Annotated in this window: 26 protein-coding genes, 1 tRNA gene and 1 pseudogene; 15 read left to right on the plus strand and 13 right to left on the minus strand. The window is 67.7% G+C overall.

The genetic code is table 11. The features are described from left to right. The first annotated feature begins 73 nt into the window (after positions 1-73). Positions 74-640 (plus strand): GTP cyclohydrolase I FolE, encoded by a 567-nt coding sequence (gene folE, locus ACP7AS_RS05500; protein ID WP_426027856.1) that lies wholly within the window; start codon positions 74-76, stop codon positions 638-640. A 212-nt stretch (positions 641-852) separates the two neighbouring features. Here the strand turns inward: folE and ACP7AS_RS05505 are convergent, their stop codons facing one another. From ACP7AS_RS05505 to ACP7AS_RS05525, 5 genes are read right to left on the minus strand one after another with little or no spacing between them, the layout of a single operon-like run. Then, the gene (locus tag ACP7AS_RS05505) at positions 853-1,893 is read right to left on the minus strand and encodes a vanadium-dependent haloperoxidase (RefSeq protein WP_426027857.1); all 1,041 of its coding nucleotides are present in this window, start codon (positions 1,891-1,893) and stop codon (positions 853-855) included. 38 nt (positions 1,894-1,931) lie between these two features. Continuing rightward, positions 1,932-2,666, minus strand: coding sequence for a hypothetical protein (locus ACP7AS_RS05510; RefSeq protein ID WP_426027858.1), 735 nt, complete (start codon positions 2,664-2,666; stop codon positions 1,932-1,934). Positions 2,667-2,684: 18 nt separating this feature from the next. Continuing rightward, positions 2,685-3,608: a hypothetical protein gene (locus ACP7AS_RS05515; RefSeq protein ID WP_426027859.1), complete on the minus strand. Its 924-nt coding sequence runs from the start codon at positions 3,606-3,608 to the stop codon at positions 2,685-2,687. After that, complete coding sequence (locus ACP7AS_RS05520) at positions 3,605-4,474, minus strand: ABC transporter ATP-binding protein (protein ID WP_426027860.1); 870 nt, start codon at positions 4,472-4,474, stop codon at positions 3,605-3,607. Before ACP7AS_RS05520 ends, ACP7AS_RS05515 begins: the two co-directional genes overlap by 4 nt. A gap of 4 nt (positions 4,475-4,478) precedes the next feature. After that, entirely contained in the window at positions 4,479-4,847 is a 369-nt protein-coding gene (locus ACP7AS_RS05525; protein WP_426027861.1) for a GntR family transcriptional regulator, read from the minus strand. Between the two features lie 262 nt (positions 4,848-5,109). On the opposite strand from ACP7AS_RS05525, the gene ACP7AS_RS05530 reads away from it, so the two are divergent. After that, the gene (locus ACP7AS_RS05530) at positions 5,110-6,258 is read left to right on the plus strand and encodes an acyltransferase family protein (protein WP_426027862.1); all 1,149 of its coding nucleotides are present in this window, start codon (positions 5,110-5,112) and stop codon (positions 6,256-6,258) included. Between the two features lie 29 nt (positions 6,259-6,287). Here ACP7AS_RS05530 and fliE read toward each other — a convergent pair whose 3' ends face one another. The 3 genes from fliE to flgB are packed head-to-tail and all read right to left on the minus strand — an operon-like array spanning position 6,288 to position 7,433. After that, entirely contained in the window at positions 6,288-6,587 is a 300-nt protein-coding gene (fliE, locus tag ACP7AS_RS05535; protein WP_426027863.1) for a flagellar hook-basal body complex protein FliE, read from the minus strand. A 10-nt stretch (positions 6,588-6,597) separates the two neighbouring features. Then, positions 6,598-7,017: a flagellar basal body rod protein FlgC gene (gene flgC, locus ACP7AS_RS05540; protein ID WP_426027864.1), complete on the minus strand. Its 420-nt coding sequence runs from the start codon at positions 7,015-7,017 to the stop codon at positions 6,598-6,600. An 11-nt stretch (positions 7,018-7,028) separates the two neighbouring features. After that, positions 7,029-7,433, minus strand: coding sequence for a flagellar basal body rod protein FlgB (gene flgB / locus ACP7AS_RS05545; protein ID WP_426027865.1), 405 nt, complete (start codon positions 7,431-7,433; stop codon positions 7,029-7,031). Between the two features lie 116 nt (positions 7,434-7,549). Here flgB and ACP7AS_RS05550 point away from each other — a divergent pair, with 116 nt between their 5' ends. The 3 genes from ACP7AS_RS05550 (at position 7,550) to ACP7AS_RS05560 (ending at position 9,055) form a co-directional block, all read left to right on the plus strand. Then, positions 7,550-7,837, plus strand: coding sequence for a FliO/MopB family protein (locus tag ACP7AS_RS05550; RefSeq protein WP_426028140.1), 288 nt, complete (start codon positions 7,550-7,552; stop codon positions 7,835-7,837). A gap of 20 nt (positions 7,838-7,857) precedes the next feature. Continuing rightward, positions 7,858-8,658, plus strand: a complete 801-nt coding sequence (fliP, locus tag ACP7AS_RS05555) for a flagellar type III secretion system pore protein FliP (protein ID WP_426028141.1) — start codon at positions 7,858-7,860, stop codon at positions 8,656-8,658. A 118-nt stretch (positions 8,659-8,776) separates the two neighbouring features. Next, positions 8,777-9,055 carry an HU family DNA-binding protein gene (locus ACP7AS_RS05560; protein WP_322255530.1) on the plus strand — a complete coding sequence of 93 codons (279 nt, stop codon included), beginning with the start codon at positions 8,777-8,779 and terminating at the stop codon, positions 9,053-9,055. 12 nt (positions 9,056-9,067) lie between these two features. On the opposite strand, the gene ACP7AS_RS05565 is transcribed toward ACP7AS_RS05560, so the two are convergent. Then, entirely contained in the window at positions 9,068-11,896 is a 2,829-nt protein-coding gene (locus ACP7AS_RS05565) for a tetratricopeptide repeat protein (RefSeq protein WP_426027866.1), read from the minus strand. A 257-nt stretch (positions 11,897-12,153) separates the two neighbouring features. Here ACP7AS_RS05565 and ACP7AS_RS05570 point away from each other — a divergent pair, with 257 nt between their 5' ends. Beyond that, entirely contained in the window at positions 12,154-12,519 is a 366-nt protein-coding gene (locus ACP7AS_RS05570) for a hypothetical protein (RefSeq protein ID WP_426027867.1), read from the plus strand. An 85-nt stretch (positions 12,520-12,604) separates the two neighbouring features. Next, complete coding sequence (locus tag ACP7AS_RS05575; RefSeq protein WP_426027868.1) at positions 12,605-13,012, plus strand: DUF983 domain-containing protein; 408 nt, start codon at positions 12,605-12,607, stop codon at positions 13,010-13,012. Between the two features lie 426 nt (positions 13,013-13,438). Here ACP7AS_RS05575 and ACP7AS_RS05580 read toward each other — a convergent pair whose 3' ends face one another. The 3 genes and pseudogenes from ACP7AS_RS05580 to ACP7AS_RS05590 form a co-directional block, all read right to left on the minus strand. After that, complete coding sequence (locus ACP7AS_RS05580; RefSeq protein WP_426027869.1) at positions 13,439-14,710, minus strand: NRAMP family divalent metal transporter; 1,272 nt, start codon at positions 14,708-14,710, stop codon at positions 13,439-13,441. A gap of 79 nt (positions 14,711-14,789) precedes the next feature. After that, complete coding sequence (locus ACP7AS_RS05585; RefSeq protein WP_426028142.1) at positions 14,790-15,272, minus strand: response regulator; 483 nt, start codon at positions 15,270-15,272, stop codon at positions 14,790-14,792. Then, positions 15,273-17,228, minus strand: a pseudogene (locus ACP7AS_RS05590) (ATP-binding protein); the annotation flags it as partial. Between the two features lie 633 nt (positions 17,229-17,861). Here ACP7AS_RS05590 and ACP7AS_RS05595 point away from each other — a divergent pair. Both ACP7AS_RS05595 and ACP7AS_RS05600 read left to right on the plus strand, forming a co-directional pair. Next, entirely contained in the window at positions 17,862-18,356 is a 495-nt protein-coding gene (locus ACP7AS_RS05595) for a biliverdin-producing heme oxygenase (RefSeq protein WP_426028143.1), read from the plus strand. Further along, complete coding sequence (locus ACP7AS_RS05600) at positions 18,349-20,976, plus strand: HWE histidine kinase domain-containing protein (RefSeq protein WP_426027870.1); 2,628 nt, start codon at positions 18,349-18,351, stop codon at positions 20,974-20,976. The genes ACP7AS_RS05595 and ACP7AS_RS05600 overlap by 8 nt, the downstream gene beginning before the upstream one ends. Positions 20,977-21,073: 97 nt before the next feature. Here the strand turns inward: ACP7AS_RS05600 and ACP7AS_RS05605 are convergent. After that, a tRNA-Arg gene (locus tag ACP7AS_RS05605) sits at positions 21,074-21,150 on the minus strand. Between the two features lie 116 nt (positions 21,151-21,266). Here ACP7AS_RS05605 and ACP7AS_RS05610 point away from each other — a divergent pair. The 6 genes from ACP7AS_RS05610 (at position 21,267) to ACP7AS_RS05635 (ending at position 26,762) form a co-directional block, all read left to right on the plus strand. Beyond that, complete coding sequence (locus ACP7AS_RS05610; RefSeq protein WP_426027871.1) at positions 21,267-22,001, plus strand: SDR family NAD(P)-dependent oxidoreductase; 735 nt, start codon at positions 21,267-21,269, stop codon at positions 21,999-22,001. Continuing rightward, the gene (locus tag ACP7AS_RS05615; RefSeq protein WP_426027872.1) at positions 22,001-22,609 is read left to right on the plus strand and encodes a 2-hydroxychromene-2-carboxylate isomerase; all 609 of its coding nucleotides are present in this window, start codon (positions 22,001-22,003) and stop codon (positions 22,607-22,609) included. The genes ACP7AS_RS05610 and ACP7AS_RS05615 overlap by 1 nt, the downstream gene beginning before the upstream one ends. 151 nt (positions 22,610-22,760) lie before the next feature. Then, positions 22,761-23,204 carry an ABA4-like family protein gene (locus ACP7AS_RS05620; RefSeq protein WP_426027873.1) on the plus strand — a complete coding sequence of 148 codons (444 nt, stop codon included), beginning with the start codon at positions 22,761-22,763 and terminating at the stop codon, positions 23,202-23,204. 47 nt (positions 23,205-23,251) lie between these two features. Then, the gene (locus tag ACP7AS_RS05625; protein ID WP_426027874.1) at positions 23,252-25,774 is read left to right on the plus strand and encodes a helicase-related protein; all 2,523 of its coding nucleotides are present in this window, start codon (positions 23,252-23,254) and stop codon (positions 25,772-25,774) included. Further along, a complete protein-coding gene (locus ACP7AS_RS05630; protein WP_426027875.1) occupies positions 25,771-26,478 on the plus strand; it encodes a class I SAM-dependent methyltransferase in 708 nt (235 codons plus the stop codon). The genes ACP7AS_RS05625 and ACP7AS_RS05630 overlap by 4 nt, the downstream gene beginning before the upstream one ends. After that, positions 26,460-26,762: an RNA-binding S4 domain-containing protein gene (locus ACP7AS_RS05635; protein ID WP_426027876.1), complete on the plus strand. Its 303-nt coding sequence runs from the start codon at positions 26,460-26,462 to the stop codon at positions 26,760-26,762. The genes ACP7AS_RS05630 and ACP7AS_RS05635 overlap by 19 nt, the downstream gene beginning before the upstream one ends. Position 26,763 lies beyond the last annotated feature (1 nt).

The following is a 26,763-nucleotide window of genomic DNA, read 5'->3' on the forward strand; positions in this document are numbered from 1 at the left end:
CGGGAGCGTGGTTAACGACGCGTTAGGATGCGGACGACTGGATCAAACGGCATCGTCCAGCGTAAAGCGGGACATGACCGTCTCCCAGAGCGAAGCCGAAGCCGCCGTCCGCACCCTGATCGAATGGGCGGGCGACAATCCTGACCGGGAGGGGCTGCTGGACACGCCGGCGCGGGTGGTCCGGAGCTACAGGGAGCTGTTCGCGGGCTATGACCTCGAGCCGCGCCAGTATCTGGAACGGACCTTCGAGGAGGTCGGGGGCTACAACCAGCTGGTCGTGCTCAAGGACATCCGCTTCGTCAGCTTCTGCGAACACCATATGCTGCCGGTCGTGGGCGTGGCCCACGTCGGCTATCTGCCCACCGACCGGGTGGTCGGCATCTCCAAGCTGGCGCGGGTCGTGCGCGGCTATGCGCGACGGCTGCAGATCCAGGAGAAGATGACCTCCGAGATCGCGCTGGCGATCGAGGAGGAGTTGCGGCCCCAGGGCGTGGGTGTCGTCATCGAGGCCGAGCACAGCTGCATGACCCTGCGCGGCGTCAATGCGCCCGGTACCACCCTGACCACCAGCCATCTGAGCGGTGTCGTGCGGGACGACCCCCGGACACGCGAGGAGTTCCTGAGGCTGGTGCGGGGCTAGAACACGCGCCCCAGCCTCAGGGGTCTCGGCTACCGTCGCGGCAACGGGCGCATCACCTGATCGATAACCATGCGGGCGGCGCGGCGGCCGATTTCCTCGCCAGCGTCATTGGAAAATCGATAGTGGACGCCGCCGTAGATGCGCGAGTCCGAGACCTCCTGGACCCACGCGTCCCAGCTGGGCAGGACCTGGACCGCCGAGTTCGGGATGGCCTAGGATGCGACCCTGACGCCGGTCGCCGGCCTTGGACCGACCTCGGCTTCCATCACCTCGCCCAGCGCTCCAGCCACGGTGCAATGGCCACACGGATATTCCGCGAAGTTCGGGGTGCCGAGCAGCGGAACCCAGCCGGCGTCCGGCACCGTCGCCGCATTGCCGTCGTCCGCGCCGTTCCGGATGGCGGTGATCGGTCGCCAGAAGTCATAGTGGACCTTGGCCGCGCTCATCGCCATGACGGCGTCATCGAAGGCCATCTGATAGACGGCGAACATGCGCGCGTTCTGGACCGGGGTTCGCCCCGGAGCGTCGGCCGCCAGGCGCATCGACGGGGTCAGGTCGAACGCCTGGCGATAGCGGGCCGCCAGGGTCTGGGTCGGCGTCCGTTCTGTGTTGGTCCGGCCCCCGACACGACGCACCTCGTCATAGTCGCGGGCCCAGACGTCGCTGTCCAGGGCGGGCGGCGGCGGCGGGCGCAGCGCCTCGACGCCGGGGATCACCCAGGGCTTGAAGGCGGACATGAAGGGCTCGATCTGAGGCAGGGGCGTGCTGATCCACTGCCCCGGGCGCGTGACCGGCCGGTAGGGCGTCTGGACGATGGCAGGATCGATCCCGCCCGCGGCCATCGCGGCGACCGCGGCCTGTTCGCCGATCAGACGGCCGGCCTCGCGCTTCGCCGCATCCGGAACGGCCTGCATGGCGATGGCATAGCTGTCGTCCAGCGCGGCCTTCTGGGCCGGATAGTGCTGGACCAGGACGAGGTAGGCGGCGGTCACCGCTGCGGCGTCCTGCGAGGCGGTCGGGTCGCCCGTCGGCAGGTTCAGATAGCTTTCATAGCGCCGGTCGATGGCGTTCAACGCCTCGAACATGGCCAGAGAGACGCGCGACGTGGACCGCATCTGGTCCGGTGTGCCGGACCCGCCGGGGGGTGCCAATTTGTTGGCGAACTCCCACCAGTCGGACACTGTGTCCGCCGTCGCCGGCTGCGCGAACACCAGGGCCGCAGCCACAGTGATCCCCATGATGACACTACGCATCTTCGTTTCTCCCACCGATGTTTGTTGTTGTTGTTGGACTATCCGTCCGCCGACGCCCCAAGGGGGACGGCCGCAGCGGTCTTGAACGCCCGGCTGATCCGGACCCAAACCAGCCAGAAGAGCATCACGCCGAGGGGCGCGAGGCCGAGCCCCATGGTCAGCGGGCCACGCAGCGCCACCGGTATTTCGTCTGCCTGTCCGAAGAAGAACGAGCCGGTGGCGATGAAGAAGGCCGCGCACATCCGCCAGAGATGGCGCGCGATCCGCGGTGCCCCGCTCAGGCCGCGACGGTGCAGCATGGTGAAGTCCGCCATCGCCGCGAGGGTCGCAATCACGGCGAAGGCATAGAGGGTCGGGTCGCCGGTGATCCGGCCGAACACCGCACCGGCCGCGGCCATGCCGAGGGCGAACAACATGGCCCCGGTCTCGAACCCGCCGAGGGCTCCTTCCGGACGCTTCACGGTCGTCCAGCCTGTGGTCACCAGATAAAGGGCCATCAGGCTGGCCACGATATTGGTCGGCACGATCTCGGGCAGGAAGGGCGAAACGCCTCCGGCGACCCCGGCCATGACCAGCATCGAGACGAAGAAGACGTTGCCGGCGGCCCGGTGCACGGTGTCGCCCTTGCGGGCGATCACCGCCACGGCGGCCGCGATCATGGCGACGGAGGCACCGGCGATATGCAGGAACAGCAGACTCGCGGCGAAGGCGTGAAGGATGGCCGGAGCTTCGGTCCCGAAGCGCAGGATATTGTCGGCGGCGGTGGCTTCCATGATCGGACGTCCCCCTGATCAGATCGGGCTGCGCGTGCGGCGCAGGCGGATGGCGGCGAAGAGGAACAGGGCGGCGACGATCAGGCCGATCCAGACGCCCGGCTGGCCGAACAGCCGCGCGGGATCGAGATCGGCCAGGGTCTGGACCGGAGCCTCGCCCCTGCTGCCGACGGTGAAGGGCCCGGTGAAGCCGCCGATGAGACGCTGCGAGAGCAGATTGAAGGTCGGCCCGGTGCCGAAGGCCAGACGTCCAACGATGGCGACCGCCGCCAGCGGAGCGAGGGCCCAGAGGAAGGGCACGCGACGCGCCCAGGCCGAGACCAGCAGCAGCCAGGCGAACAGAGGCGCATGCCAGAGCGTCATGAACGCCAGGCCGTAGCTCAGCACGATCCACAGGAACGGCAGGTCGAGCTCGGCCCACATCAGCCGGGGATCGAAGCCGTTAGCCAGCCAGACCAGCGAGGTCAGAACCAGGATGGCCAGCTGCGCCACAACGACGAGGGCGAAGACGATCACCGGCACCAGCAGGGCCGGGACAGCCGCCTTGGACAGCACCGTCATCCGGTCAGACACCGGCAGCGATTTCCAGAACAGGATGCTGCGGTCACGGCGCTCGCCGTGCAGGGCGGCGAGGCTGTAGAGGATGGAGACGACCACGCCGCTGAGAAACACCGTGCCGGCCACGAAGCCGTACGGCTCCATATAGTCGTGGGCCTGGGCAGGGTCCGCCAGCCGCGCCGCCCGTTCGGCGTTGGACAGAACGAGCGAGCCGACCAGCATGCCGACCACGCCGAAGGCAGCGACCGCGGTCGGGGCGAGGTAGAGGACGCGATGCTCCCAGAGCTCGCGTCGGATGAGCCAGTAGAAGGTCCGCGCATGGGCGCGCCAGGTCGGGGCCGTGGCCGCCGGGACTTCGGACAGGTGTTCGGATTCGGGGCTCATGCCGCCTCCCGTGTCGCCTGCGTCCCGCCCATCAGGGCGACGAAGACATCGGCCAGGCCGGGCGCGCGCACCTCGCCGAGGGCGGCGAGTTGATCGCGGCCGACGCCGTCGAACAGCAGGTTGCTGCGGCCCAGCAGCGTCCGCTCATGCAGCGGCCGCAGGGCGCGCGCGGCAGCGAGCCGGTCGGGTCCGACGACCACTTCCAGATAGCGCCCCTCCACATCCTCCATCGAGGCGTCTAGCACGACGCGACCGCGGTCGAGGAAAACCACGTCGGTCAGGATGTGCTCCACCTCGGCGACGTCATGGGTCGAGACGAGGATGGTGCGATCGCCGTCGAAATAGTCGTTCAGCAGCGAGTCGTAGAACTGCTTCCGGAACAGGATGTCGAGGCCCAGCGTAGGCTCGTCCAGCACCAGCAGCTTCACATCCACCGCCATGATCAGGGCGAGATGCAGCTGGGTGACCATACCCTTGGACAGGTCGCGGATCTTGCTGGCGTGCCGGATGGTGGTGCGGGCCAGGAAGCCTTCGGCCCGGGCGCGATCAAAGCGGGGATGGACGCCGGCCATGAAGTCCAGCGCCTGACCGACCCGCATCCAGCGCGGCATGACGGCGACATCGGCGATGAAGCAGACGTCGTGCATCAGCTCGCCGCGGCGGGTCCAGGGATCGCGGCCCAGAACCTCGAGCTCGCCCTCACAGGCGGTGAGGCCGACGATGGCGTGGAGTGCGGTGCTCTTGCCCGCACCGTTGGGGCCGATCAGGCCGACGATACGGCCCGCCTCGACCGTCAGATCGACACCGTCGAGGGCGACGGTGGAGCCGAAAGTCTTGCGCAGGCCGCGAGCGCGGATGCAGGTCATCGGCTCAGTCCTCCGCCGGCTTCGGCGGCACCGCGCCCAGCAGCTCCTGAGTCAGGCCCAGCCGCTGGATGGTTGCGTGAATTTCGGGCCATTGCTCGGTCAGGAACCGCTGGCGTTCGGCCTGCAGCAGCAACGCTCGCGCGCCGGTGTTGATGAACATGCCGACCCCGCGCCGCTTCTCCACCAGCTGCTCGTCGACCAGCTGCTGATACGCCTTGAGCACCGTCAGCGGATTGACCCGGCTCTCGGTCGCGACATTGCGGACCGACGGCAGCGGATCGCCCTCGCCGAGGAGCCCGTCCAGGATCATGGCGACCACGCGATCGCGTATCTGGCGATAGATCGGCTGACCGTCGTTCCACTCTGAATCCATCGTCCCTTCCGGACGCCCCCTCGCATTGGTTCGGTCCAATGCGGCACCGAACTGGTGTTACACATGACTATAACACCTCGGATATGCAAGCGCTTTCTTGCAGGTCCCGCAGGTCGGGACTTTGGACCCGGGCAGGCGGTGCAATTCCGGTTCGGACGGGCCGGACCTGTCGCGGACGGAACCGCTGACCGGGGACCACGCGACAGGGCCCGCATGACACGGCCCGATCCTTGCGGAATTCGCCTCGGAAAAGGTGTTTCTCATGGCCTGGACGGCGATTTCGACCCGAAATGAAACAACGCCCATCGTTCGCGGCGGGTGGCTCGACGCCCTGCGTTTCATTGTGGCCAGCCTGATCATCCTGCATCACTTCCAGGGCGCGGGTCCGGTGGCCCTGGCCGAGGGCCTGCACCCGGTGTTCGAGCGGGGCGGGTTCCTGCTGACCAATTTCTTCATTATCGACAGCGGCTATGTGCTGATGCGGGTCTACGGGGCTTCCGTCGCGGGGGGCCGGATGTCGGCCGGCGACTTCTTCGCCAAGCGGTTCCTGCGGGTCTGGCCGGCTCACATCATCATGGGGCTGAGCCTGGTCGCCCTGGTCGTCGGCGGCACAGCCCTCGGGGCCCCGCCGCGGGCGCCGGAATGGTTCGACTGGTCGCAACTGCCGGCGCAGCTGGGGCTGGTTCAGGCATTCGGCGTGCCCGGCGGCTATGGCTGGAACGCCCCCAGCTGGTCGATCTCGGCGCTGATCGGCTGCTATCTGGCCTTCCCGTGGATGCTCAAGGGTCTGGTGCGGCTGGGGCCGTGGAGCGTGCTGGCCCTGGGCGTCAGCCTGTATCTGCTGGCCAACCAGCTGACGTGGAGCCTGCTGGGCTATCCCATCTACCAGATGCCCCTGGGCCTCGGCTTCTTCCGCGCCCTGCCCCTGTTCTTCCTCGGCATGGCATTGGCCTGGTTCGCGCAGAAGGTCTGGATCGCGCCGAAACTGGCCGGATGGGCCGGGATCACGGCCGCGCTGCTGCTGGCCTTCGTCCAGTATTTCGACAAACACGCCCTGGTCTCTCTGGCCTGTATCGCGACCATCATCCTGGCCGCCGGCGCGACGCCCACGCCACGCCCCTCGAAATGGATCGAGAAGGCGGCGCAGGTTTCATTCTCGATGTTCATCACCAATGAGGTGGTGCGGATCGCCTGGTTCGGCATCGCCAATCTTCTGATCGCCCGGTTCGCCCTGCCTGTACCGGTTCAGTGGGGCCTGTGGGTCGGGGGCGTGGTCGCGGCCTTCGTCTTCGCCTGGGCCTTCCATGTCGTCATCGACACCCCGATCCAGACCCGCATCCGCGGCTGGCTGAAAGGCCGCTCGCGTCGCGCACCGGCAAGCCTGCAGCCCGTGGTGTCTCTCGAAGGCTGAGAGGGCGGGCGCCGACGGCTTGAGGGCCGTCAGATCGGCATCCGCATGATTTCCTGGTAGGCCTGGATCACCTGGTCACGCACGGCCATGACGGTTTCCAGCGAGGCCTCGGCCGACGAGACGGCGGTGACGACGTCGATCAGACTGCCTTGGCCCTGAACGGTCGAGGCCATCTGGGTCTCCGCCGCCCGGGTCGACTCGGTCATGTTGCCCATGGCGCTGGACAGCATGTCGGCGAAGCCGGACTGGCCGACAGGCGCGCCGCCGGCGGTCGGCATGGCCCCGTCCTGGATCGCCGAATAGGCCTTGGCCGCCATCAGGGAGTTCATCGGTCAGGCCCTATTTCTTCAGCAGATCGAGCGTGCGGCTGTCCATCGAGCGCGCGGTCTCGATGACGTTCAGATTGGCCTCGTAGGCGCGCTGGGCCTCACGCATGTCCATCGCCTCGATCAGGGTGTCGACATTGGGCCGCAGCACATAGCCCTCGGCGTTGGCGGCCGGATGGGACGGATCGTATTCGCTCTTGAAGTCGCCCATGTCGGGCCTGACCTCGGCCAGGGTGACGCCGGTGGCACCGTCGATCTCGCGCGCCTGGAAGACGGGGATCTGGCGGCGGTAGGGCTGCCCCCCCGCGACCTGGGCGGTCGACTGGGCGTTGGCGATGTTCTCGGCGATGACGCGCATGCGCGACTGCTGCGCCTTCAGGGCGCTGGCGGCGACGGCCATGGTGCTGTTGCGCGGCGGAATGGGGTCAGGCATCGGTCAGCTCCTCATCGGCCGGGTGCGCGGGCGGCCATGCGCAGCATCTGCATGGACTTCTGATACAGGCCGATGGCGGCGTCATAGGCCATGCGGCTCTCGGCCATCTTGAGCATCTGTTCCTCGACGACGACGGAATTGCCGTCGAGCGTCGTCTCGGAATCAGGCGCGGACTTCGTCTCGAACCGGGCCGTATGCCCGGCCGGAGCGATATGCATGGCGCTGGTGCGGATCATGGTCACGCCGCCACCGCCCCGCATCGCCGCGGCGAAATCCGTGGGCTGGTTGAGGTCGCGGCCGACGTAGCCGGGCGTGTCCGCATTGGCGACATTCTGGGCGATGACGCGCTGGCGCTCGTCCAGCCAGGACAGGCGACCCTTGATCTGGCTGAGCAGCGGCAGGTCGGTGAAACCCACGGTCGACACTCCCCGGGCGCGGATCGCCCCTCCGAGATGGGCAGAAACTGCCGCCTGCATGGTTAACGCGGAGTTATCTCAACGCACCGTTAACCATGATCGCCGAAGGCTGGCGCATGGACTTCCTCGACCTGCTGCGGGCCATGTTCGCGCTCGCCATCACCCTGGGCATCATCGGCCTCGCCGCCTGGGGCGCGCGCCGCTATGCGCCGCAGCTGCTCGCCCGGCTCAGCGCCGAACGGGGCGAGAGGCGGATGAAGGTGGTCGAGACCCTGATGCTGGACCCGGCCCGACGACTGGTTCTGGTGCGTATCGACGATGAAGAGCGGCTGCTGATTCTCGGCGAAGGGCGCGAGCTGATTGAACCGCGCGGCGCGGTCACCCCATCGGGAGCCGCCCAGTGAGCCTCAGGGGCGTGTTCGTCATGCCCACCCGGGCCGAGTTGAAGCGCGCCGCACTGCTGTCGCTGATCACCACCCTCGCCTGCCTGCTTTGGCCGCTGGCGGCCTTGGCCCAGGACATTGCCGCGGCCGGCGGCCCCGGGGCGGCGATCAATGTCGATCTGGGCACCGGCGCGGGCCTGACCGAGCGGGTGGTGCAGCTGGTCGGTCTGATGACCGTCCTGTCGCTGGCACCGTCGATCGTCATCATGACCACCAGCTTCGTGCGCATCGTCGTGGTCCTGTCCCTGCTGCGCACCGCGCTGGGCATGCAGCAGTCACCGCCGAACGCCGTTCTGGTGTCACTGGCCCTGTTCCTGAGCGCCATCGTCATGGCTCCGACGTGGCAGGACGCCTATGATTCGGGCATTCGACCGCTGCTGGATCAGCAGATGGAGCTGCCCCAGGCCTTCGATGCGGCATCAGAACCTGTGAAGACTTTCATGCTGGCGCAGGTGGACCGGGATGACTTGGCGCTGTTCGTCCGCCTGTCCCAATTGGAGGCCCCCACGGCGGCCGCCGACCTGCCCCTCAGGGTGGTCACGCCGGCCTTCATGATCAGTGAGTTGAAGAAGGCGTTCGAAATCGGATTTCTCCTTTTCGTTCCGTTCCTTGTGATCGATCTCGTGGTCGCCAGCGTGCTCATGTCCATGGGTATGATGATGCTGCCTCCGGTAGTGATTTCCCTGCCGTTCAAGCTGATCTTTTTCGTGCTTGTGGACGGCTGGAGACTGGTCGCCGGAAGCCTGGTCGAGAGCTTCCAGCGAGCGTCCGGTACCGGATAAATCCCCACCCCGTGGGACTTACAGCGGCGAAGTCGCTTGCCAAGGGAAGAAAAAGCGGCGTCAATCCGTCCGTCATCGCCCTTAAATAGGGGCGAGCTTTCATCGGGAAACGACCCACATGACCACACAAGCAGAACTCATCGCCTCCGTCGCCAAGGACGCCGGCGTCAGCCAGGCCGACGCGGGCCGTATGCTCGACGCGCTCGTCAAGAACATCCACAAGTCGCTGATCGGCGGCGGCGATGTGCGCATTTCCAACCTGGGCGTGTTCGACACCGCCGCCCGTGCCGCCCGTGAAGGCCGCAACCCGGCCACCGGCGCGACCATCAAGATCGCCGCTTCCAAGGCCGTGCGCTTCCGCGTGTCCAAGCCACTCAAGGACGCCGTGAACGGCTAGGACCGAAAAGGTCTAGGCGGCGGGCCTCACAGGGGTCGCCGCCGCAGCTGAAGGACGGGCGGGCGCCGCAGGACGGTTCCCGCCCGTTTTCGTTCTGAGATCACCCTTCATGGCCGTGACCCAGCCGGCGAAGGTGTCGGCCGAAGCCGTCAGGGCTGCGAAATCGCCCGGATCGACGCCGTCTTCATCCAGCGCAATGGACAAGGCCGTCTTCGCCTTCGCGCCGGCCACGAACGGCCGATAGTTTCGCGACAGGCGGCCCAGCCCTCCCGCGTCACGGCCCAGCGAATATCCGATCCCGGCGCGAATCAGACGCGCCTCCTCGTCGCCCGTCAGGGCCGCCGGATCCGCGAACCGCTGGCCCAGACGGGCCTCGTACAGGGCCGCGGCCTGAAGCCAGTTCTGCTGTTTCCAGAAGATCTCGGCACGCACGTCGCGGGCCTCGGGCGAGGCGTCGGCACCCAGCACCTCCAGCGCATGGTCATAGCGGCCCAGCTGGGTCAGGGCGCGCGCTTCCAGCGCCCGCCGTTCGGTGTTCAATGCGCTCGGCAGAAGCGTGCTGCGCGAGGCCCAGATCGCCTGCAGCGCCGGCTCAGGCTGTCGATCCATCAGATAGACGGTGGCCAGATCGGTAGCGACCTGGGCCTTGGCCACGCCTTCCAGCCGGTTGTCGACCTGGTATTTCAGCAGCTCGGCGGCCTGGTCCAGCAGATCCACATCCACCAGCCGGCGCGCCAGGCGGCGGACCATCTCGTCCCCGTCGGCACCGATCGGGGTCAGTTCGCGGAAATCATAGAACAGGCCGAGGGCCTGGACCGGCTGCAGGCCATCGGCACCGCCCTCAAGGAACAACATGCGGAAGGCGTTGCCGAGATCGGCCTGGATGTCGGCGGCCTCGTCCAGCCGGTTCAGGCCGGGCCCCGCGCCCTTCAACGCCGTCAGCGCCTCGCGATACAGGCCCTGTGCGAGATAGAGCTGACCCAGCTGGCGGATGACGGCCAGTTCGGTGGCATCGCCGCGCCAGCGCCAGCGCAGGCCTTCCAGCTCGGTAGCGGCGGCATCGGGCTTCATCTGGCCCTTGGCCAGGGACAGGCGGACCACGCCCAGCTTGGCCGGCACGGCGATCGCGTCCAGCGGTGCCTTGCTGATGGCGTTGTAGACGGCGAGGGCCCGGTCGGACTGGCCGTCCAGCTCGAACAGCCTGGCCTGGACGAGGCGGGCCGTCAGCTGGTCGGCGGCGGGGGCCTCCTGGCTGAAACTGTAGGCGAGCAGGGCACGGGCGGCCGGCAGGTCACCGGTCTCCAGCGCCGCAAGCGCGTGGGCCGCACCGAAGCGGGCGCGCCAGGCGGCCGGGAAGGCATCGGCGGCCACCGCTCCGGCCGCAAAGGCCTGTCGGGCCGCGGCCCAGTCGCCCTGGTCGGCGGCGATATAGCCGCGCCACATGGCGGAGGCCGGGTCGCCGGCAACCGCAGAGGCCGCGAAGTCGCCCTGGGCTTCTTCCATCCGGCCTATCGAGGCCCGCGCCGCGCCGCGCAGGCCGCGCAGCTCCGGCTCCCCGATCATGTTGGGAGCCTTGGTGACGATCGCGTTCAGGATGCCGACGGCCTCGTAACCGAGACCGGAACCGACCAGGAAGCGGGCGAAGGCGAAGCGGGCTTCGGCAGAGGCGCGAGGGTCGTCACCGGCCGCCATGGCCTCCTGGGCGGCGGCGTCCTGCAGCTGGCGGTAGCGGGCGGAAAAGCCGGCATGACCGGCCTCGGCCCATTCGGACAGGATCAAGCCGGGATATTTCGCCCGGCGCGGCGCGCCGCTCTCTTCGGACGCGGCGTCCAGCGCGGCGGACGGCGGCGACAGGATCAGGCCGGTGGGGCGGCTGAAGGTGACCAGATCGCCGTCGGCCTGGATGCCGAGGTCGGCGGAGGTCGTCTCGACGGCCAGGCCCTGGGCGGTCGGCAGAAGGGCCAGATCGACCGTCCGGCGGCGGTCCGCAAAGCCCTTGCCGGGGGCGAGGGCCGTCACCGCGGCGAATCGGTCCCCGACGAGCGGGTCGGTCAGCCAGACGGCCTTGGTGGCACCGGCCATGTGCGCGACCAGGACGGGCTCGCCGCTGTCGTCACGGTCGACCCTGACGCCCTCGACGGCCACCGGCTGACCGCCGATGACGACGGTCCAGGTCGACCCCTGGGCGACGGCCGACACCGCCAGGCCTTCGGGGGCGGCGATCCGGACGGCGACGTGATCCGGACCGGCGATCCAGCGCGCGTCCGACACAGGGCCCAATTGACGGGCACCGGACATGTCGAGGCGTGCGGGCGTGTCGAACACGACCCAGACCGCCTCGCCGCGGCGGAAGACGGCGGCACCCACCGGCCTGTCCCACTGGAAGGACAGCGACACCTTGGCGGGCGTGGCCCGGGCGGCCACGGCCACGGTCGAGGCGGTCGCGGCGGGTGGCGGCGGCGCATCCGGGGCGGAGGCAAACAGGTTCAGATAGACCGCACCGTCCGCCGTGCCGCTGCGGGCGTCGGCCCCCTCGGCCAGCGTCAGAACCAGTTCGGTGGCCCCCTGGACGGCGCGGGTCTCGACCTTCTCGACCCCCTTGGGCGGATCGACCTTCAGCCGCGAGACGTCGGGCGCGGCGGTCGAGCCGATGCGGACGATGACATCGCGACCCTCGCGCCGGACGCGCGAGCGCGCGCCGATGACGCCGGCAAATTCGATGCGGGTGAATTCGGCATTGGCCCCGATGCGGATCGAGATCGGATCGACAGGGGCCGACGCCTCCTGGGCCGTGGTGACCATAGGCGCGAGCACGACGGCGCCCGCCGCGGCGACGGCCACGGTGGCTCTGAGAACGCGCTTGCTGACGGGGACCCCGGACATACGCGCGCACCCTCGCGCGAACGGCCTTACAGCGCGGTTAACGGTTGATGACCGGATCGATCACGGGAAATCAAAAAACACGGGTTCCGGATGAGGCACCGGCCCGACCAGCCCGCCGCAAGAGGGCCGGCCGCACACCCTCAAGAACGGACGGGGTCGGGCCGCGTCCGGGCGCTTCGCTCCAGCGTAGCTGTAGCGAACCCCGGGAGTCGTCGATGACCTTGCTGCCCCTCCTTGCCGCGACGCTCGTCCATCTGGCCGGGCCGACGCCCGATGCCATGAACGGCGGCTGGGCCGTCGATCTGTCGGCCGATCCGGCGCAGCCCTATGTGAAGGCCATGAACCTGACGCTGGAAGCCGACGGCACGGTCAGCGGCGACTTCTACGACAGCGCCATCGAGGCCGGGCGCTGGAAGGCGCAGAACGGTCGGGTGTGCGTGTCCTTCCGCACCACCGACGGCGTCGGGCCCTATCATACCGCTGCCTGCCTGGCGGGCGACCGGGTCGAGGGTCAGACCTGGGCGGAACAGCGGGCGTTCGTCTTCGTCTGGAATGCCGCCCGGGTCGCGCCGACGCCCTGACCGGACCGTCCCGCGACATCAGCACGGGTTGCGGCAAGGGAGCTTCGCGCCGACATGCGCGTTGGTTTCCTGTCAGGACCCCGATGTGACCGATCTCCAGTACCCGCCGCTCAACACCCTCTCCACCGGCCTGCGCTGCCGCTGCCCGCGCTGCGGCGAGGGTCCGCTGCTGACGGGGTTCCTGACCATCCGCGACGCCTGCCCCGCCTGCGGGCTGGATTACAGCTTCGCCGAGCCGGCTGACGGCCCGGCCTTCTTCGGCATGACCCTGGTGGGCATCGTCGGCATGGGGCTGTTCATGTGGTTCGAGTTCACCGTCCATCCGCCGATCTGGGTGCATATGGTGGTGACCATGCCCCTGCTGGTCATCGGCTGCCTCGGTGTGTTGCGACCGCTGAAGGGCTGGCTGGTGTCGGAACAATACATCCACAAGGCCGCACCGCCGGTGTTCGACAGCAACGGCAAACACGGCGAAGGCTCGAAATGGCGCTGAGGCCCCGGGGCTGAGGCTGACGCGTCGCCGCCGCCGTTTGACTTCCCGCCCGATGACGCGCCCCTTGCGCCCGTCCCGGGGAGGGACGCGGCCATGACCATCGAACAGATCCTGTCGTGGCTGCTGATCCTGGTGCCCGCCGTCATCCTGACGATGGCGGCGGTGATGATCATCAAGCGCAAGCGCTAGGTTCAATCGAGATTCGGAAGAACCACGGCTCGCGCATCAACCACCGTCTTTCCGGGGCCGCGGAGCGGATCCCGGAATCCAGAGGGCTGGACTCGACACGGGATCGTGGGGCGGGCGGCGGCGTCCAAACGCCTGGATTCCGGGTTCCTGTCCCGGCTACGCCGGTCCCAGCTCCGGAATGACGCGGGAGGTATAGCGAGTATCGACGTCTGAACGTCGATCGAACCCTGAGCAGGCTCAGACGAGGAACATCCCCACGCCCGCCGCCGCCATCACGATCGTCGCCGTCCAGCCGAGGATCTTCAGGGTCCGTCCGATGACGAATGGCCCCATGACCGATTTGCGCGAGGCGAGGATCATCGCGACCGCCATGATCGGCACGGCGACGAGGCCGTTGAGCACCGCGCTCCAGACAAGGGCCTGGATGGGATCCACGTCGGTCAGGCTGAGCGCCACCCCCCCGAGGGTTGCCGCCGCGATGATGGCGTAGAAGCCCGGTGCCTGGCCCAGCTTGCGGTCCAGGCCCATCGGCCAGCCGAAGGATTCGGAAATGGCATAGGCGGCCGAGCCGGCCAGAACCGGAACGGCCAGCAGGCCCGTGCCGATGATCCCCAGGCTGAACAGCCAGAAGGCCAGGTCCCCCGCGATCGGACGCAGCGCCTCGGCCGCCTGGGCTGCGCTGTCGATGCGGGTGATCCCGTTGACGTGCAGGGTCACGGCCGTTGTCAGCACGATGAAGAAGGCGATCAGGCTGCAGACGGCCATGCCGGTCCAGGTATCCAGCCGGATCCGCCGCAACTCGCCGTCCGCCAGTTCGGGGGTCTTGAGCAGGGACCGCGCCGCCGGGTCCGGACCCAGATCCTCGACCTCCTGCGAGCTCTGCCAGAAGAACATATAGGGACTGATCGTGGTGCCGAACACGGCCACGACCATGGTCATGAAGGCCGGCGTCAGCACGATCTCGGGAAAGAACGAACGCCAGAGCACCTCGCCCCACGGAATCTTCACCGTGAAGACCACGCCGACATAGGCCAGCAGGGAGAGGGTCAGCCATTTGAGCACGCCGACATAGCGTTTGTAGCTCATGAATATCTCAAGCAGCACGCAGACGAGGCCGAAGCCGACCGCGTAGATGACCTTGTCGACTCCGGGCGCGATCAGCGTCGCCGCGGCGGCCATGGCGGCCACGTCGGCGGCGATATTGATGGTGTTGGCGACCAGCAGCAGCAGCACCAGAATGGCCAGCAGCCAGGCCGGAAAGGCGCGCAGGATATTGGCGGCGAGGCCATGTCCGGTGACCCGGCCGATCCGGGCGACGATCTGCTGAATGCCGGCCAGCAGCGGATAGGCCAGCACCACGCTCCACAGCATGTTCAGCCCGAAGGTCGCGCCGGCCTGGGAATGGGTGGCGACCCCGCCCGGGTCATCGTCGGCGGCCCCGGTGATCAGACCCGGACCAAGGCGGCCGAGCAGGCTCGGCCTGCGGGCACCGGACTCGTGATCGCTCATGGTTCGTCTCGCGCGGCGGTGAGCCATGCTTCAGTCTGTACACAGGTTGATCGTCGAGGACGACCACGGTTCCCCGCGTTCAGGCCGCGATCGCAGCCACCCTTGCAAGGGCATTGTTGATCGCGCCGTAAAGCACCGTCGCCTCGATCGGCTTGGCGACATGGTCATTCATGCCGGCCGCGAGATACTCTTCCACCTGATGGCGCAAGGCATTGGCCGACACGGCGATGATCGGGACGGGCGCGAGGCCCTCGGCCGCCTCGGCGGCGCGGATCAGGACGGTCGCCTCAACGCCGCCTATTTCCGGCATCTGCACGTCCATCAGCACCATGTCCAAGCCCCCATCCCGGCAGGCCTCCACGGCGAGGCGGCCGTTGTCGACCATGGTCAGCTCAAGGTCGAGGGGTGCCAGCAGCGCGGCCAGGACCTTCTGATTGGTCAGATTGTCCTCGGCGGCGAGAACCCGGACAGGTCGGCCCGCGCGCGCAGGAGACCCTAGCCGGCCCGCGCTCGGCGCCGGACGCCTGGACCCGCCCGCGGCCCCAAGGTGTTGCAGTGGCAGGGTGACCCGGAAGCTGGAGCCGACGCCCAACTGGCTTTCCACGCTGATTGTGCCGTCCATCAGCTGGGCCAGCTCGCTGGAGATGGCCAGCCCTAGGCCGGTGCCACCGAACCGGCGCGTATTGGACTCATCGGCCTAGGAGAATTTCTCGAACAGCCTGGGCAGGGCCTCGGGGCACACGCCGATGCCGCTGTCGTGGACCGTGAGGGCGAGCCCCGCGTCGCACCGTTCCACGGTGACCGACACCGCGCCCTGTTCGGTGAATTTCAGGGCGTTGGACAACAGGTTGATGAGGATCTGGCGGATGCGAAGCTGGTCGCCCAGCCAGAGGCCGGCAGCATCCTCGGCCACCCCATAGCCGAGGTCGATGCCCTTGACGTCTGCGGTGTAGGCGAAGGTTCCGCAGGCATGGCTGACCACCTCCTGTATGTCGAACTCCACCGGTGCCAGCTCCAGCTGACCGGCTTCGATCTTGGAGAAGTCGAGCACGTCGTTGAGGATATGAAGCAGGGCGCCCCCGGATTCGCGGATGGTCCGCAGGCGTTCGGCCTGGAGGGGCGTTGTCTTGTCCATCTCCATGACCTGGACCATGCCCAGAACGCCGTTCAGCGGTGTGCGGATTTCATGGCTCATATTGGCGAGGAACTGCGACTTGAGCCGGTTCGCGGATTCGGCGGCCTCTTTCTCGAGGCGACTGCTCAGCAGTTCATCCTCCATGCGGAATCTTTCCAGCGCATTGGCACGGAATACGCCGAGGGCCCGGACCAGCCCGCCCATCTCGTCGGCGCGCTCCGCATAGGGGATCTCGCACATCAGATCTCCCCTCGAGACCCGGGCCATGATGTCCGTCATCCGTTCCACCGGCAGCACCACCCGCCCGACGATCACCAGGCCCGCGAGGAAGGTGAAACCTACGGCCAGCAGGATCACCAGAACGGCGACCATGAAGTCTCCAAGGGCGGCTCGCGCCTGTTCCCTGGCATGTTCGTCTGCCAGATCGAGGGCTGTATTGGCCAGGGAGACCAGGGCGTGCAGACCCGGGTTGGAAAGGCTGACCCAGTCGGTGCCGGAGGTCGAAACGGGCCTGCCGGCGACCAGATCCGCGACCAGGGCGTTTCGTTTGACACGCAGCTCGGCAAAATAGGCCTTGTCCGCCGCCGCAACGGCGGCCTCGAGCCGGGGCGCGGCCGGCCCCGCTGAAAGCTCGCCGAGAATCAGATCCCACGTGCCGTCGGCGCGACCGGTCTGGAGGTCGAGTTGCTTGACCTGATCGGGACGCAGACCGCGGCCGTTCGCGAGTGCCTCACCAATGCGCATGCGGTCCTCGCCCGCGGCGTCGCGGGTGGCCCAGGCGAGCTGTTTGATCTTCATCATCTCGGAGACGTACGGGTCGGTACCACCGACTTCAGACGACAACGCGTCGGACAGGCGGTTGATCTCATCGACCAGCTCAGCCTCGGTCGACATCCAGACGGCGCTCAGACCGGCGGCCCGCCGATCCCTCGGCAGCAGCAGGCCGGCATCGGCGGACACGCGCAATCTGTCGAAACTGGTCCGGAGCCTCCGGAGCTGCCGCAATGGCCGCGGGTCTGCCGAGTCGATCGAAAGCCTGGCCACGGCGGCGTCAAGGGCCACCTCGGCCTGCGCGCGCCGGGCGGCGATCGTGGCGCGGGTCTCTTCATCGGCCACCCCCGGCATGAGCAGCGCGGTATTGACGGTGACGCGCTCGAGACGAATGCTCTGCTTGGCCGTGAACAGATCGCGCGAGGTCTCGACGACACGCACGATGTTTTCAGCATTCTGGCGGCGTTCAAACGCCTGGTTCGCAACAGCGGCGCATATGCCGATCACCACAACGGCCATCAGGCCGACCAGGGATTGCAACAGCCGGCCAATGGATAGGGTTGGCTTCATGACGACCTTGTCCGGGGGACTGTGTCGGGGCCCATCAAACATTACGGATAACGCCGAATTCGTAATCTTGACCTAACCCTGGGTTAGGTAGATTCCCTTAGGTTCAATCGGCATTCGGACGTCGGTACCCCGCCATCCGCCCCACGCTCCCGTGTCGAGTCCCATCCCCTGGATTCCGGGTTCCGCTCCGCGGCCCCGGAAAGACGGTGTTTGATGGACGACCAGCGGCCCTGCTGAATGTCGATTGAACCTGATGCATGTTCAGGCCGAAGGTCGCGCCGGCCCGGCCTGTACACAGGGTCGTCGTCGAGGAGGACAAGGCCCGTTCCGGCGACCTCGATCCCGAGCCATCAGAACCGGAAGGTTGGCGCGCAGTGGCGTCCATAGTGTTGCAATGCAAGCAATGTCCTTGCGTGCGGGCACCATTTCGCCATCATTGGAACTGTTCAAAAGCTTGGCGGTTCTGCGTCCGGCGTCGCTCTCTCACTGTATCGCGGTGAACTTCGCCGAAGCGGGGAAAACGTGCTTTTCGTAGGCTCCACGGCCACGGACCATCCTGCATACGCTCGTGCAGGAGCACCCGTACGGGTCGCCCATCGCCCCCCGGATGCCGTGCGTGATGCACTGCGCGCCGCGACGCATGAGATCCATTAGCGACTCCATCAGCATCCGGCGCTGGCGGCGGTTCAGGACGGTACCATCGACAGCGTGGCCTACCGTCGCCTCCTGGCGCGCCTGTATGGATTCCATATCGCCTTCGAACGCGCCGCCCGGCTCAAGCCGGAACGGAGCGTCTGGCTTGAGGAGGACCTCGCGGCGCTGGGGATGAATCCAGAGCACAGGGCCGCCCTGCCCCACTGTCCCGGATTTCCGGCCCTGGCCCAGCCTGAACCGCTTCTGGGCGCGCTCTATGTCGTCGAAGGCTCTGCCCTCGGGGGCGTCACGCTGGCGCGTGGTCTGGAGGGGCTCATCGGCGTCGGCGTTCTGGACGGGCGTCGCTTCTTCACCGGCCATCAGTCCGAAACCGGTCGTGCATGGCGCGCCTATCTCGCCCGGTTATCGGCCACACCGTGGACGGCAGAACAGCAGGCGACGATCCTCTCCACCGCGACTGCGACCTTTGCACTGTTCGAATGCTGGCTTGGCGGATGGAACGACACCGATGACTGACTCCATCCCTGCCCGTGACCAGGTCGACCTCACCAATTGCGACCGCGAACCGATCCACATCCCGGGGGCGATCCTGCCGCATGGAGCCATGCTGGTGCTCGACGGCACCAGTCTTCGTGTGCTGCAGGCGGCGGGAGACACCGAAAGCCTGCTCGGTCGCCCCGTCAGCGCACTTCTGTCCCGACCGCTCGACGACCTGTTCTCCAGCGAACAGATCAATCGCCTTCGCGCCCTCAGCCTGGAGCCGGATCTGGTCAAGCCGCGCCACCTGCTCGACCCGGCTCTCCGCATCGCGGGGGGTGCCCCCCTCGACGCCAGCGCGCACCGCGTAGAGGGCGATCTTGTCCTGGAGTTCGAGGCCCCCGCGACCGACGATGCCTTTATCACGGATCCGCTGGCTGCGGTGCAGTTGATGGTCGAGGGGTTCAGCGCCGCGCCGTCGCTCTTCCTGCTCTGCCAGATGGCGACGGCGAGCGTGCGTCGCGTGGCGCAATACGACCGGGTGATGATCTATCGCTTCATGCCGGACGGGTCCGGCTGGGTGATCGCCGAAAGCCGCGCCCCCGAACTCGAACCGTTCCTGGAACTCCACTATCCCGCCGCCGACATTCCCCAACAGGCCAGGGCGCTCTACCTCAGGAGCTGGCTGCGGCTGATCACCCAGGTCGATTACGATCCGGCACCGCTGACGCCGGAGCTGAATCCGCGCACCGACAAGCCGCTGGACATGAGCCATGCGATCCTGCGCGACGTTTCGCCGATCCACCGTGAATATCTGCGCAACATGGGCATCAATGCCTCGATGTCGATTTCCATCATCGTGGCGGGCAAGCTCTGGGGCCTGATCGCCTGTCACAATGACAGTCCGCGAAGGCTGCCCCGGCATTTGCGGGCGGTGTGCGAACTGTTCGGCTCGATGTTCTCGCTGCAGCTCGAGGCCCGCGAAAGGAGCGAGCAATTCGAGGCCCGCCTGGCCAGCCGCAAGATTCTCCAGGAACTGATGCTGAATCTCGCAGGCGTCGAGGATTATGCCTATGGGCTGACACAGCAGACGCCCAATCTGCTCGACTATATCCATGGCGGCGACATCGCTCTGGACGGGCAGAGAGGCGGCGGGGTTGCCGTCCGGGTGGAAGGCGCGACCACCTCGCTGGGAGCCACGCCCGACAAGGCGCAGATCACGGCTCTGACGGAGTGGCTGACGTCCTATATGACGGAGACCGAGGGCGTGTTCGCAACCGATCGGTTGAGCGAGATATACCCGCCGGCCAGGGATTTCGCGGACGTCGCGTCGGGCCTTCTGGTCATCGCCGTGTCGCGCGATCCCTCCGACTTCATCCTGTGGTTCCGGCCCGAACTGGTGGAAACGGCACTGTGGGCCGGCGATCCCGAAAAGCCGATGATTTCCGGCCCGAACGGCGATCGGCTGTCTCCGCGCAAATCGTTCGAGGTCTGGAAGCAGACGGTGCGAAACCGCGCCCTGCCCTGGACCGTCGCCGAGGTCGATTCGGCTTTCGACCTGCGGGTCTCCCTGCTTCAGGTCGTGTTGCGCAGGATCGAGGCCGCGTCGCAGGAACGGGTCAAGGCGCATGAGCGGGACAAGCTGCTCATGGCCGAGCTGGATCACCGGGTGAAGAACACCCTGGCCAATATCCAGGCCCTGGTCACCCAATCCAGCCGAAACGCCGCCTCGCTGACCGGCTTTGTGGAAGGCCTGGACCGGCGGATCCATTCCATGGCCAAGGCGCACAGCCTGCTAACCCAAAGTCGCTGGGCAGGCGTCTCGATCGAGGGACTGCTGACCGAGGAGCTGGGCTCCTACATCCAGGGTTCCGGCGTCGTCCACCTCGAAGGTGATGACGCTGTCCTGACTCCGAAATCGGCGCTTTCGCTGTCGCTCACCCTGCACGAACTGGCCACCAACGCGGCCAAGTTCGGGTCCCTTTCGCGCACCGAGGGGCAGGTCTCCGTTTTATGGCGGCTTGCTGATGACGGATCCTTGATCCTGACCTGGCGTGAGACCGGCGGGCCCCATGTGGTGCCACCCACACGACGCGGGTTCGGCTCCGGTCTGATCGAGCGCGCCCTCGCCATGGAGACCGGCGGCAAGGCCACGATCGACTATGCACCGACAGGTGTCGTCTGCGAGATTATGCTGCCCAAATCGGCTCTGGTGGAGATCGGGGACAGAACATTGATGCGGGTCGAACCCTCTGAGGGTCCCGTTCTCACCTATGAGATTCCCGACAAGCCGAGGCTGTTGATCGTCGAGGATTCCTATCTGGTGATCCTGACCCTGGAGGCCATGTGCGAGGAACTGTCGTGGACAGTCGTGGGTCCTGCCACCCGTCTGGACGAGGCCATCACGCTGGCTCAAACCGGAACGTTCGATGCCGCCCTGCTGGATGTGAATCTGGATGGCGAGATGTCTTGGGACGTCGCCGGTATTCTCAAGGACCGCGGAATCCCGTTCGCGTTCAGCACAGGATATGATCAGGCGAACATTTTTCCGGACCATCTGGTGGGCTCGCCGATCCTGGCCAAGCCCTACAGCATGGTGGAGGTGGAGAGCCGCCTGCGTCGGATGATGTCACATAACGCTTCCGGCGAGACGGCCTAGGGTCCGGACCCGACCGTCGGGTACAATCCGTCATCATCCCCGGCCCGTGATCCTCGGACCAGCGTGGCACTGATCTCTCTGGAGAAAGAGAGAGCGGTGGCGACCCCGGAGGGACTCGAACCCCCGACCTCTGCTTTAGGAAAGCCTTGCTCTATCCGGCTGAGCTACGGGGCCACGCGGGGGCGTTCCTAGCGGCTGATCACGGCCGACGGAAGACGGCGGGTTGATTTCCGGTTTTGACAAGCAGTCCGTATTGATATGAAACTCTCTCGACCATGGGAGACCGCGCCGTGACGACACCCCGCACATGTCTGATCATCGGAGCCGGGGACGGCGTGGGGGCAGCGGTGGCGAGGGCGTTTGCGCGGGAAGGGCTGGCGGTCTGCGTGACCCGCCGTCCCCGGCATCTCGACAGGCTGGAGGCCCTGGCCGCCACGATCCGCGCGGACGGCGGCGTGGCCCATGCCTATGGCGTCGATGCACGCAACGAGGCCGAGATGATCGCCCTGGTCGACCGGATCGAGGCCGAGGTCGGGCCGCTGGAGGTCGTGGTGTTCAACATCGGGGCCAATGTGCGGTTCCCGGTCGTGGAGACGACGGCCCAGGTCTATTCCAAGGTCTGGGAGATGGCCGCCCTGGCCGGCTTCTTCACCGGGCGCGAGGCAGCGCGGGTCATGGGACCGCGCGGACGCGGCACGATCCTGTTCACCGGGGCCACGGCCTCGACGCGCGGGGCCGCGGGCTTCTCGGCCTTTGCGGGGGCCAAGGCGGCGCTGCGCCAGCTGGCCCAGAGCCTGGCCCGCGAGATGGGCCCCAAAGGCATTCACGTCGCCCATGTGGTGATCGACGGCATGATCGACGGCACCTTTGCCCGCTCTCTCGTGCCGGACATCCAGCCCCTGCTCGACGCGGACGACATCCTGAAGCCGGACGAGATCGCCCGTAACTATGTCTGGCTGCACAATCAGCAACGCAGCGCCTGGACGTTCGAGATGGACCTGCGACCCTTCAAGGAGACCTGGTGATGACCGACCCGAACATCGACTTCATCTTCGATTTCGCCAGTCCCAACGGCTATTTCGCCCACCGCGCCCTGAAGGGTGTCGCGGACCGGACGGGCGCGCGGGTCAATCTGATCCCCTGTCTGCTGGGCGGCATCTTCAAGGCCACGGGCAATCAGGCCCCGTTCGTGGCCTTCGGCGGCGTCAAGGGAAAGATGGACTATGAGATGTTGGAGATCCGGCGCTTCGTCGCCCGGCACAGCCTCACCGCCTTCCGGATGAACCCGCATTTCCCGGTCAACAGCCTGACGGCCATGCGCGGCCTGTGCGCCCTCGAACCCGGCGAGGCGTTCGACCGCTATGTCGAGGCCGTTCTGGGCGGCTTCTGGGAACGCCGTCTGGCGATGGGAGATCCCGCGGTTCTGCAGTCGGTGCTGGACGAGGCCGGACTGGACGGCGCGGACCTGATGGCCCGGGCCGCGAGCGACGCGGTCAAGGCGCGGCTGGCGGCCAACACCGAGGCAGCGGTCGCCCGCGGTGTCTTCGGCGTTCCGACCTTCTTCGTCGGCGACGAGATGTTCTTCGGCAAGGAGCGGCTGGATCAGGTCGAGGCCCAGGTCGTCGCGGCCTGATCCGGATTGTGGTTAATCCGTCTTAAGATACAATATGTTGGGGTGAACAAACCCCGAATCGGGCCGTGTCGGTGATTCGGTCCTGATTCGTTTCGCCCCTGTTCCGCCGGCGGGCCGGCGCCGTTAAGCCCGGGTCGATCGGGAGTCCGCCATGTCGCCAGAAGCCCTGTTCAGCGTCGCCAACGCCGTGGCCCTGCTGGGCTGGCTGCTGCTCGCTCTCGCACCGCTGCGGCGGTCCGCGCTGGTCGCGGGGGCGCGGGTCATCGGCGTCGTAATGGCCGTGACCTATGCCGTTCTGCTGATAGGGGCCGTCACCCAGGGCGGGATGTCGGGCGTTGATTTCACCACCCTGGCCGGGCTGACGGCCGGGTTCTCGCGGCCCGAGGCGGTTCTGGTCGGCTGGGTCCACTATCTGGCGTTCGACCTCTGGGTCGGGGCCTGGGCGGTCGAGGACGCGGGCCGGCGCGGCCTGTCGCACGGGGCCGTGCTGCCCGCCCTGTTCCTGATCCTGATGGCCGGTCCGCTGGGGCTGCTGGTCTATCTCGCCGTTCGCGCCGCATTCGGTCGAAGGGACATGGGTCGAAACGTCGCCTGACGGTTCCGCTTGAGGAACCGGCCGCGAATCGCCACCCTCTATGCATCATGAGTGATCGCGGCACCGGTCAGGCCCCCTCGCGCGTCGTCGCGGTCCTGGGTCCCACCAACACCGGCAAGACCCATCTGGCGGTCGAGCGGATGCTGGGTCACGCCTCGGGCATGATCGGCCTGCCGCTGCGGCTGCTGGCGCGCGAAATCTATGACCGGATCGTCAAGCGACGCGGCGCGGCCGCCGTGGCCCTGGTCACCGGCGAGGAGAAGATCGTCCCGCCCCGCGCCCACTATTTCGTCTGCACGGTCGAGGCCATGCCGATGGAGCGGTCGGTCGAATTCCTCGCCGTCGACGAAATCCAGCTGGTGGCCGATCCCGAGCGGGGGCACGTCTTCACGCAAAGGCTGCTGCATGCGCGCGGCCGGTTCGAGACGATGTTCATGGGAGCCGGGACCATGGCACCCCTGATCCGTTCCTTGGTGCCCGATGTGGAGATCGTGCAGCGCGACCGGCTGTCGACGCTCAGCTATGCCGGCTCCAAGAAGCTGACCCGCCTGCCCGCCCGCAGCGCCATCGTCGCCTTCAGCACCGACCAGGTCTATGCCATCGCCGAGCTGATCCGGCGGCAGCGCGGCGGCGCGGCCGTGGTCATGGGCTCGCTCAGCCCGCGTACCCGCAATGCCCAGGTCGAGCTGTTCCAGTCCGGCGAAGTCGACTTCCTCGTGGCCACCGACGCCATCGGCATGGGGCTGAACATGGAGGTCGATCATGTCGCCTTCGCCGGCCTGAGAAAGTTCGACGGCCGCCGGACGCGCTGGCTGCACGCCCATGAAATCGGCCAGATCGCCGGGCGGGCGGGACGTCACCTGCGCGACGGCACCTTCGGCGTCACCGGGGAATCGCTGGAGCTGGATCCGGACCTGGTCGAACAGGTGGTCGAGCACCGCTTCGATCCGGTCGAGGGTGCCGAATGGCGCAACGCCCGGCTGGACTTTGACACCCTGCCCGACCTGCTGCGCTCGCTGGTGGTGACACCGGGCCGCGCCGGCCTGAACCTGACCCAGCCGGCCTTGGACGAAACCCTGCTGCGTCGCCTGATCAAGGATGAGGAGGTGGCGCGGATCGGCCGCTCGCGCGGAGCCCTCATGCGGCTGTGGGAAGCCTGCCAGCTGCCCGACTTCCAGAAGACGACGCTGGACGAACACGGGCGGCTGTCGAAGGAGATCTTCCAGGCCCTGACCGGCAAGCGCGGCCGGCTGACCGCCGACTGGATCGCGCCGCGCTTCGCCGAACTGGACCGCGACGACGGCCAGATCGACCAGCTGTCGGCGCGGCTCAGCGGGGTTCGGACCCTCAGCTATATCGCCAACCGCCCCGACTGGCTGGATCAGGCCCAGGGGTGGCGCGATCGCACCAGGGCGCTGGAGGAACGGCTGTCGGACGTGCTGCACGAGCGGCTGACGGCCCGGTTCGTGGACCGACGCACCACGGCCCTGATGCGGGCCCTGAACGTGCGCGAGGACGCCGTGGCCGACGTCGATGCCGAAGGGGCGGTGATTGTCGAGGGTCATGCGGTGGGGCGGCTGACCGGCGTGGACTTCCAGATCGACAAGGGCTCGTCGGCGCTGGAGGACCGGGCCCTGCGGCACGCGGCACGGCAGGCGGTGACGCCCGAGATCGCGCGGCGGCTGGGGCGGCTGGCGGCGGACGCGGACGAGGCGTTCGGGATCACGCCGGACGGCGCGATCCTGTGGCGCGGCGTCCAGGCGGGCCAGCTGACCGGCGGCGACTGGTTCGCGCCCCGGGTCCGCCTGCTGGGCGAACTCGGCCCGACGGCCGGACGCGAGCGCGCGCAGCGGCGGCTGGAGGCCTGGCTGGCGGCGGAGGCGGGGAGGGTGCTCCGTCCGCTGCGTCGCCTGAAGTCGGCCATCGAGACCGGGGCACTGAAAGGCCTGCCCCGCGGCCTGGCCTTCCGCCTGCTGGAGTCCGGCGGTGTCCTGGATCGGCGCGAGGTCGAGCGCGACCTGACCGCGCTCAGCCAGGTCGAGCGGCGCACCCTCAAGACGTTCGGCATCCGGCTGGGTGTGCATTCGGTCTGGCTGCCGGCGCTGCTGAAGGAGCGTCCCCGCGCCATGGCGCAGGCGTTCGGGGCGCGCGAGCCGTTCCGGCCCTCTGCCGGGGCGCTCACGCCGCTGCCCGATCCGCCGCCCTCCCCGCGCCTGCTGTCGGCCCTCGGCCTGAGAGCCGCCGGCCGCTGGGCCGCGCCGGTCGAGATGCTGGAGGCGATGACCGAAGCCCGGGCCCGCGGCAAGGGACTGATCGACGACGCCGAAATCGCGGCCCTGGGCCTGACGCAGGATCAGGCCAGGGCCCTGTTCGCCGCCCTGAAATCGACCCGCGCCCAGCAGGCTGACACCGTCGATCGCGCCGCCCGCCCGATCAAGGATTCGCCGTTTGCGGCCCTTTCAGCCCTGACCCGGCCCGCGGCAGAGACGAAGCGCAAACCGCCGGCGCGTCGCCGCCGCGCCAGGACAACACAGGTCGGGATCGCACCCCTGTCGGGGACAGACACGTGACGGACGGCTGGGACCACTCAGCAGAGGCGTGGATCGCCGTCATCGGCGACGACGGCGACTGGGGACGCCGGCACGTGCTGGACGCACCGATGCTGGCCCGCCTCGACGCCGGCCGCGTCAGGGAGGCGGTGGACATCGGCTGCGGCGAGGGCCGGTTCTGCCGGATGATGCGGGATCGGGGCATCCGGACGATCGGCATCGATCCAACCGCCGCGCTGATCGAACGCGCCCACGGTCTCGACCCCTACGGCGACTATCGAATCATGGCGGCCGAAGCGCTGGATCTGGGCGATGCCTCGGTCGATCTGGCGGTCTTCTACCTGTCGCTGATCGACATAGCGGACCTGCCGGCCGCCATTGCCGAGGCCTGGCGCGTGGTCCGTCCGGGCGGACGGGTGCTGATCGCCAATCTGCAGGGTTTCAATACGGCCGCCGTGCCCCTGGGCTGGACGCATGAGCCGGACGGGACGCGGCGCTTCTGCATCGACCACTATATGGACGAGCGCCCCGTGCGGACGGAGTGGCAAGGAATCTCCATCGTCAACTGGCATCGTCCCTTCAGCGTCTACATGCAGGGGTTTCTCGACCAGGGCTTCACCCTGCGACACTTCTCGGAGCCCAGGCCCACCATCCAGGGCGACAAGGCCGACCGCTATCTCAGAGCCCCCAATTTTCTGGTCGTGGAATGGGAAAGACCCCGCTGAGCCTGTCCGGCACCGGCTGCCGCATCGACGTCTGGCTCTGGCGCGCGCGCTTCGCGAAATCGCGGGCGCTGGCGACGGCCATGGTCGAGCGGGGCCTGGTGCGGCTGACCCACCACGGAGTCGAGGCACGGCTCGACAAGCCGAGCCGTTGCGTTCACGTCGGCGACCGCCTGGTCTTCGCCCTGGGCGGGCGGCTGACGGATCTGAGGGTCGACGCGCTGGGCGAACGACGCGGACCTCCCGGGGAAGCCCGCGCCCTTTATGTCCTGACCGAGCGGGACTAAC

This window comes from Brevundimonas sp. TWP2-3-4b2 (assembly GCF_049897345.1).
GTDB lineage: Bacteria > Pseudomonadota > Alphaproteobacteria > Caulobacterales > Caulobacteraceae > Brevundimonas.

What these genes read in the sequence shown, in the direction of transcription:
- folE (WP_426027856.1), top strand. Translation starts at nt 74, where the DNA reads ATGACCGTCTCCCAGAGCGAAGCCGAAGCCGCCGTCCGCACCCTGATC.
- ACP7AS_RS05505 (WP_426027857.1), bottom strand. Translation starts at nt 1,893, where the DNA reads ATGCGTAGTGTCATCATGGGGATCACTGTGGCTGCGGCCCTGGTGTTC.
- ACP7AS_RS05510 (WP_426027858.1), bottom strand. Translation starts at nt 2,666, where the DNA reads ATGGAAGCCACCGCCGCCGACAATATCCTGCGCTTCGGGACCGAAGCT.
- ACP7AS_RS05515 (WP_426027859.1), bottom strand. Translation starts at nt 3,608, where the DNA reads ATGAGCCCCGAATCCGAACACCTGTCCGAAGTCCCGGCGGCCACGGCC.
- ACP7AS_RS05520 (WP_426027860.1), bottom strand. Translation starts at nt 4,474, where the DNA reads ATGACCTGCATCCGCGCTCGCGGCCTGCGCAAGACTTTCGGCTCCACC.
- ACP7AS_RS05525 (WP_426027861.1), bottom strand. Translation starts at nt 4,847, where the DNA reads ATGGATTCAGAGTGGAACGACGGTCAGCCGATCTATCGCCAGATACGC.
- ACP7AS_RS05530 (WP_426027862.1), top strand. Translation starts at nt 5,110, where the DNA reads ATGGCCTGGACGGCGATTTCGACCCGAAATGAAACAACGCCCATCGTT.
- fliE (WP_426027863.1), bottom strand. Translation starts at nt 6,587, where the DNA reads ATGAACTCCCTGATGGCGGCCAAGGCCTATTCGGCGATCCAGGACGGG.
- flgC (WP_426027864.1), bottom strand. Translation starts at nt 7,017, where the DNA reads ATGCCTGACCCCATTCCGCCGCGCAACAGCACCATGGCCGTCGCCGCC.
- ACP7AS_RS05550 (WP_426028140.1), top strand. Translation starts at nt 7,550, where the DNA reads ATGGACTTCCTCGACCTGCTGCGGGCCATGTTCGCGCTCGCCATCACC.
- fliP (WP_426028141.1), top strand. Translation starts at nt 7,858, where the DNA reads ATGCCCACCCGGGCCGAGTTGAAGCGCGCCGCACTGCTGTCGCTGATC.
- ACP7AS_RS05560 (WP_322255530.1), top strand. Translation starts at nt 8,777, where the DNA reads ATGACCACACAAGCAGAACTCATCGCCTCCGTCGCCAAGGACGCCGGC.
- ACP7AS_RS05570 (WP_426027867.1), top strand. Translation starts at nt 12,154, where the DNA reads ATGACCTTGCTGCCCCTCCTTGCCGCGACGCTCGTCCATCTGGCCGGG.
- ACP7AS_RS05580 (WP_426027869.1), bottom strand. Translation starts at nt 14,710, where the DNA reads ATGAGCGATCACGAGTCCGGTGCCCGCAGGCCGAGCCTGCTCGGCCGC.
- ACP7AS_RS05600 (WP_426027870.1), top strand. Translation starts at nt 18,349, where the DNA reads ATGACTGACTCCATCCCTGCCCGTGACCAGGTCGACCTCACCAATTGC.
- ACP7AS_RS05615 (WP_426027872.1), top strand. Translation starts at nt 22,001, where the DNA reads ATGACCGACCCGAACATCGACTTCATCTTCGATTTCGCCAGTCCCAAC.
- ACP7AS_RS05620 (WP_426027873.1), top strand. Translation starts at nt 22,761, where the DNA reads ATGTCGCCAGAAGCCCTGTTCAGCGTCGCCAACGCCGTGGCCCTGCTG.
- ACP7AS_RS05625 (WP_426027874.1), top strand. Translation starts at nt 23,252, where the DNA reads ATGAGTGATCGCGGCACCGGTCAGGCCCCCTCGCGCGTCGTCGCGGTC.
- ACP7AS_RS05635 (WP_426027876.1), top strand. Translation starts at nt 26,460, where the DNA reads ATGGGAAAGACCCCGCTGAGCCTGTCCGGCACCGGCTGCCGCATCGAC.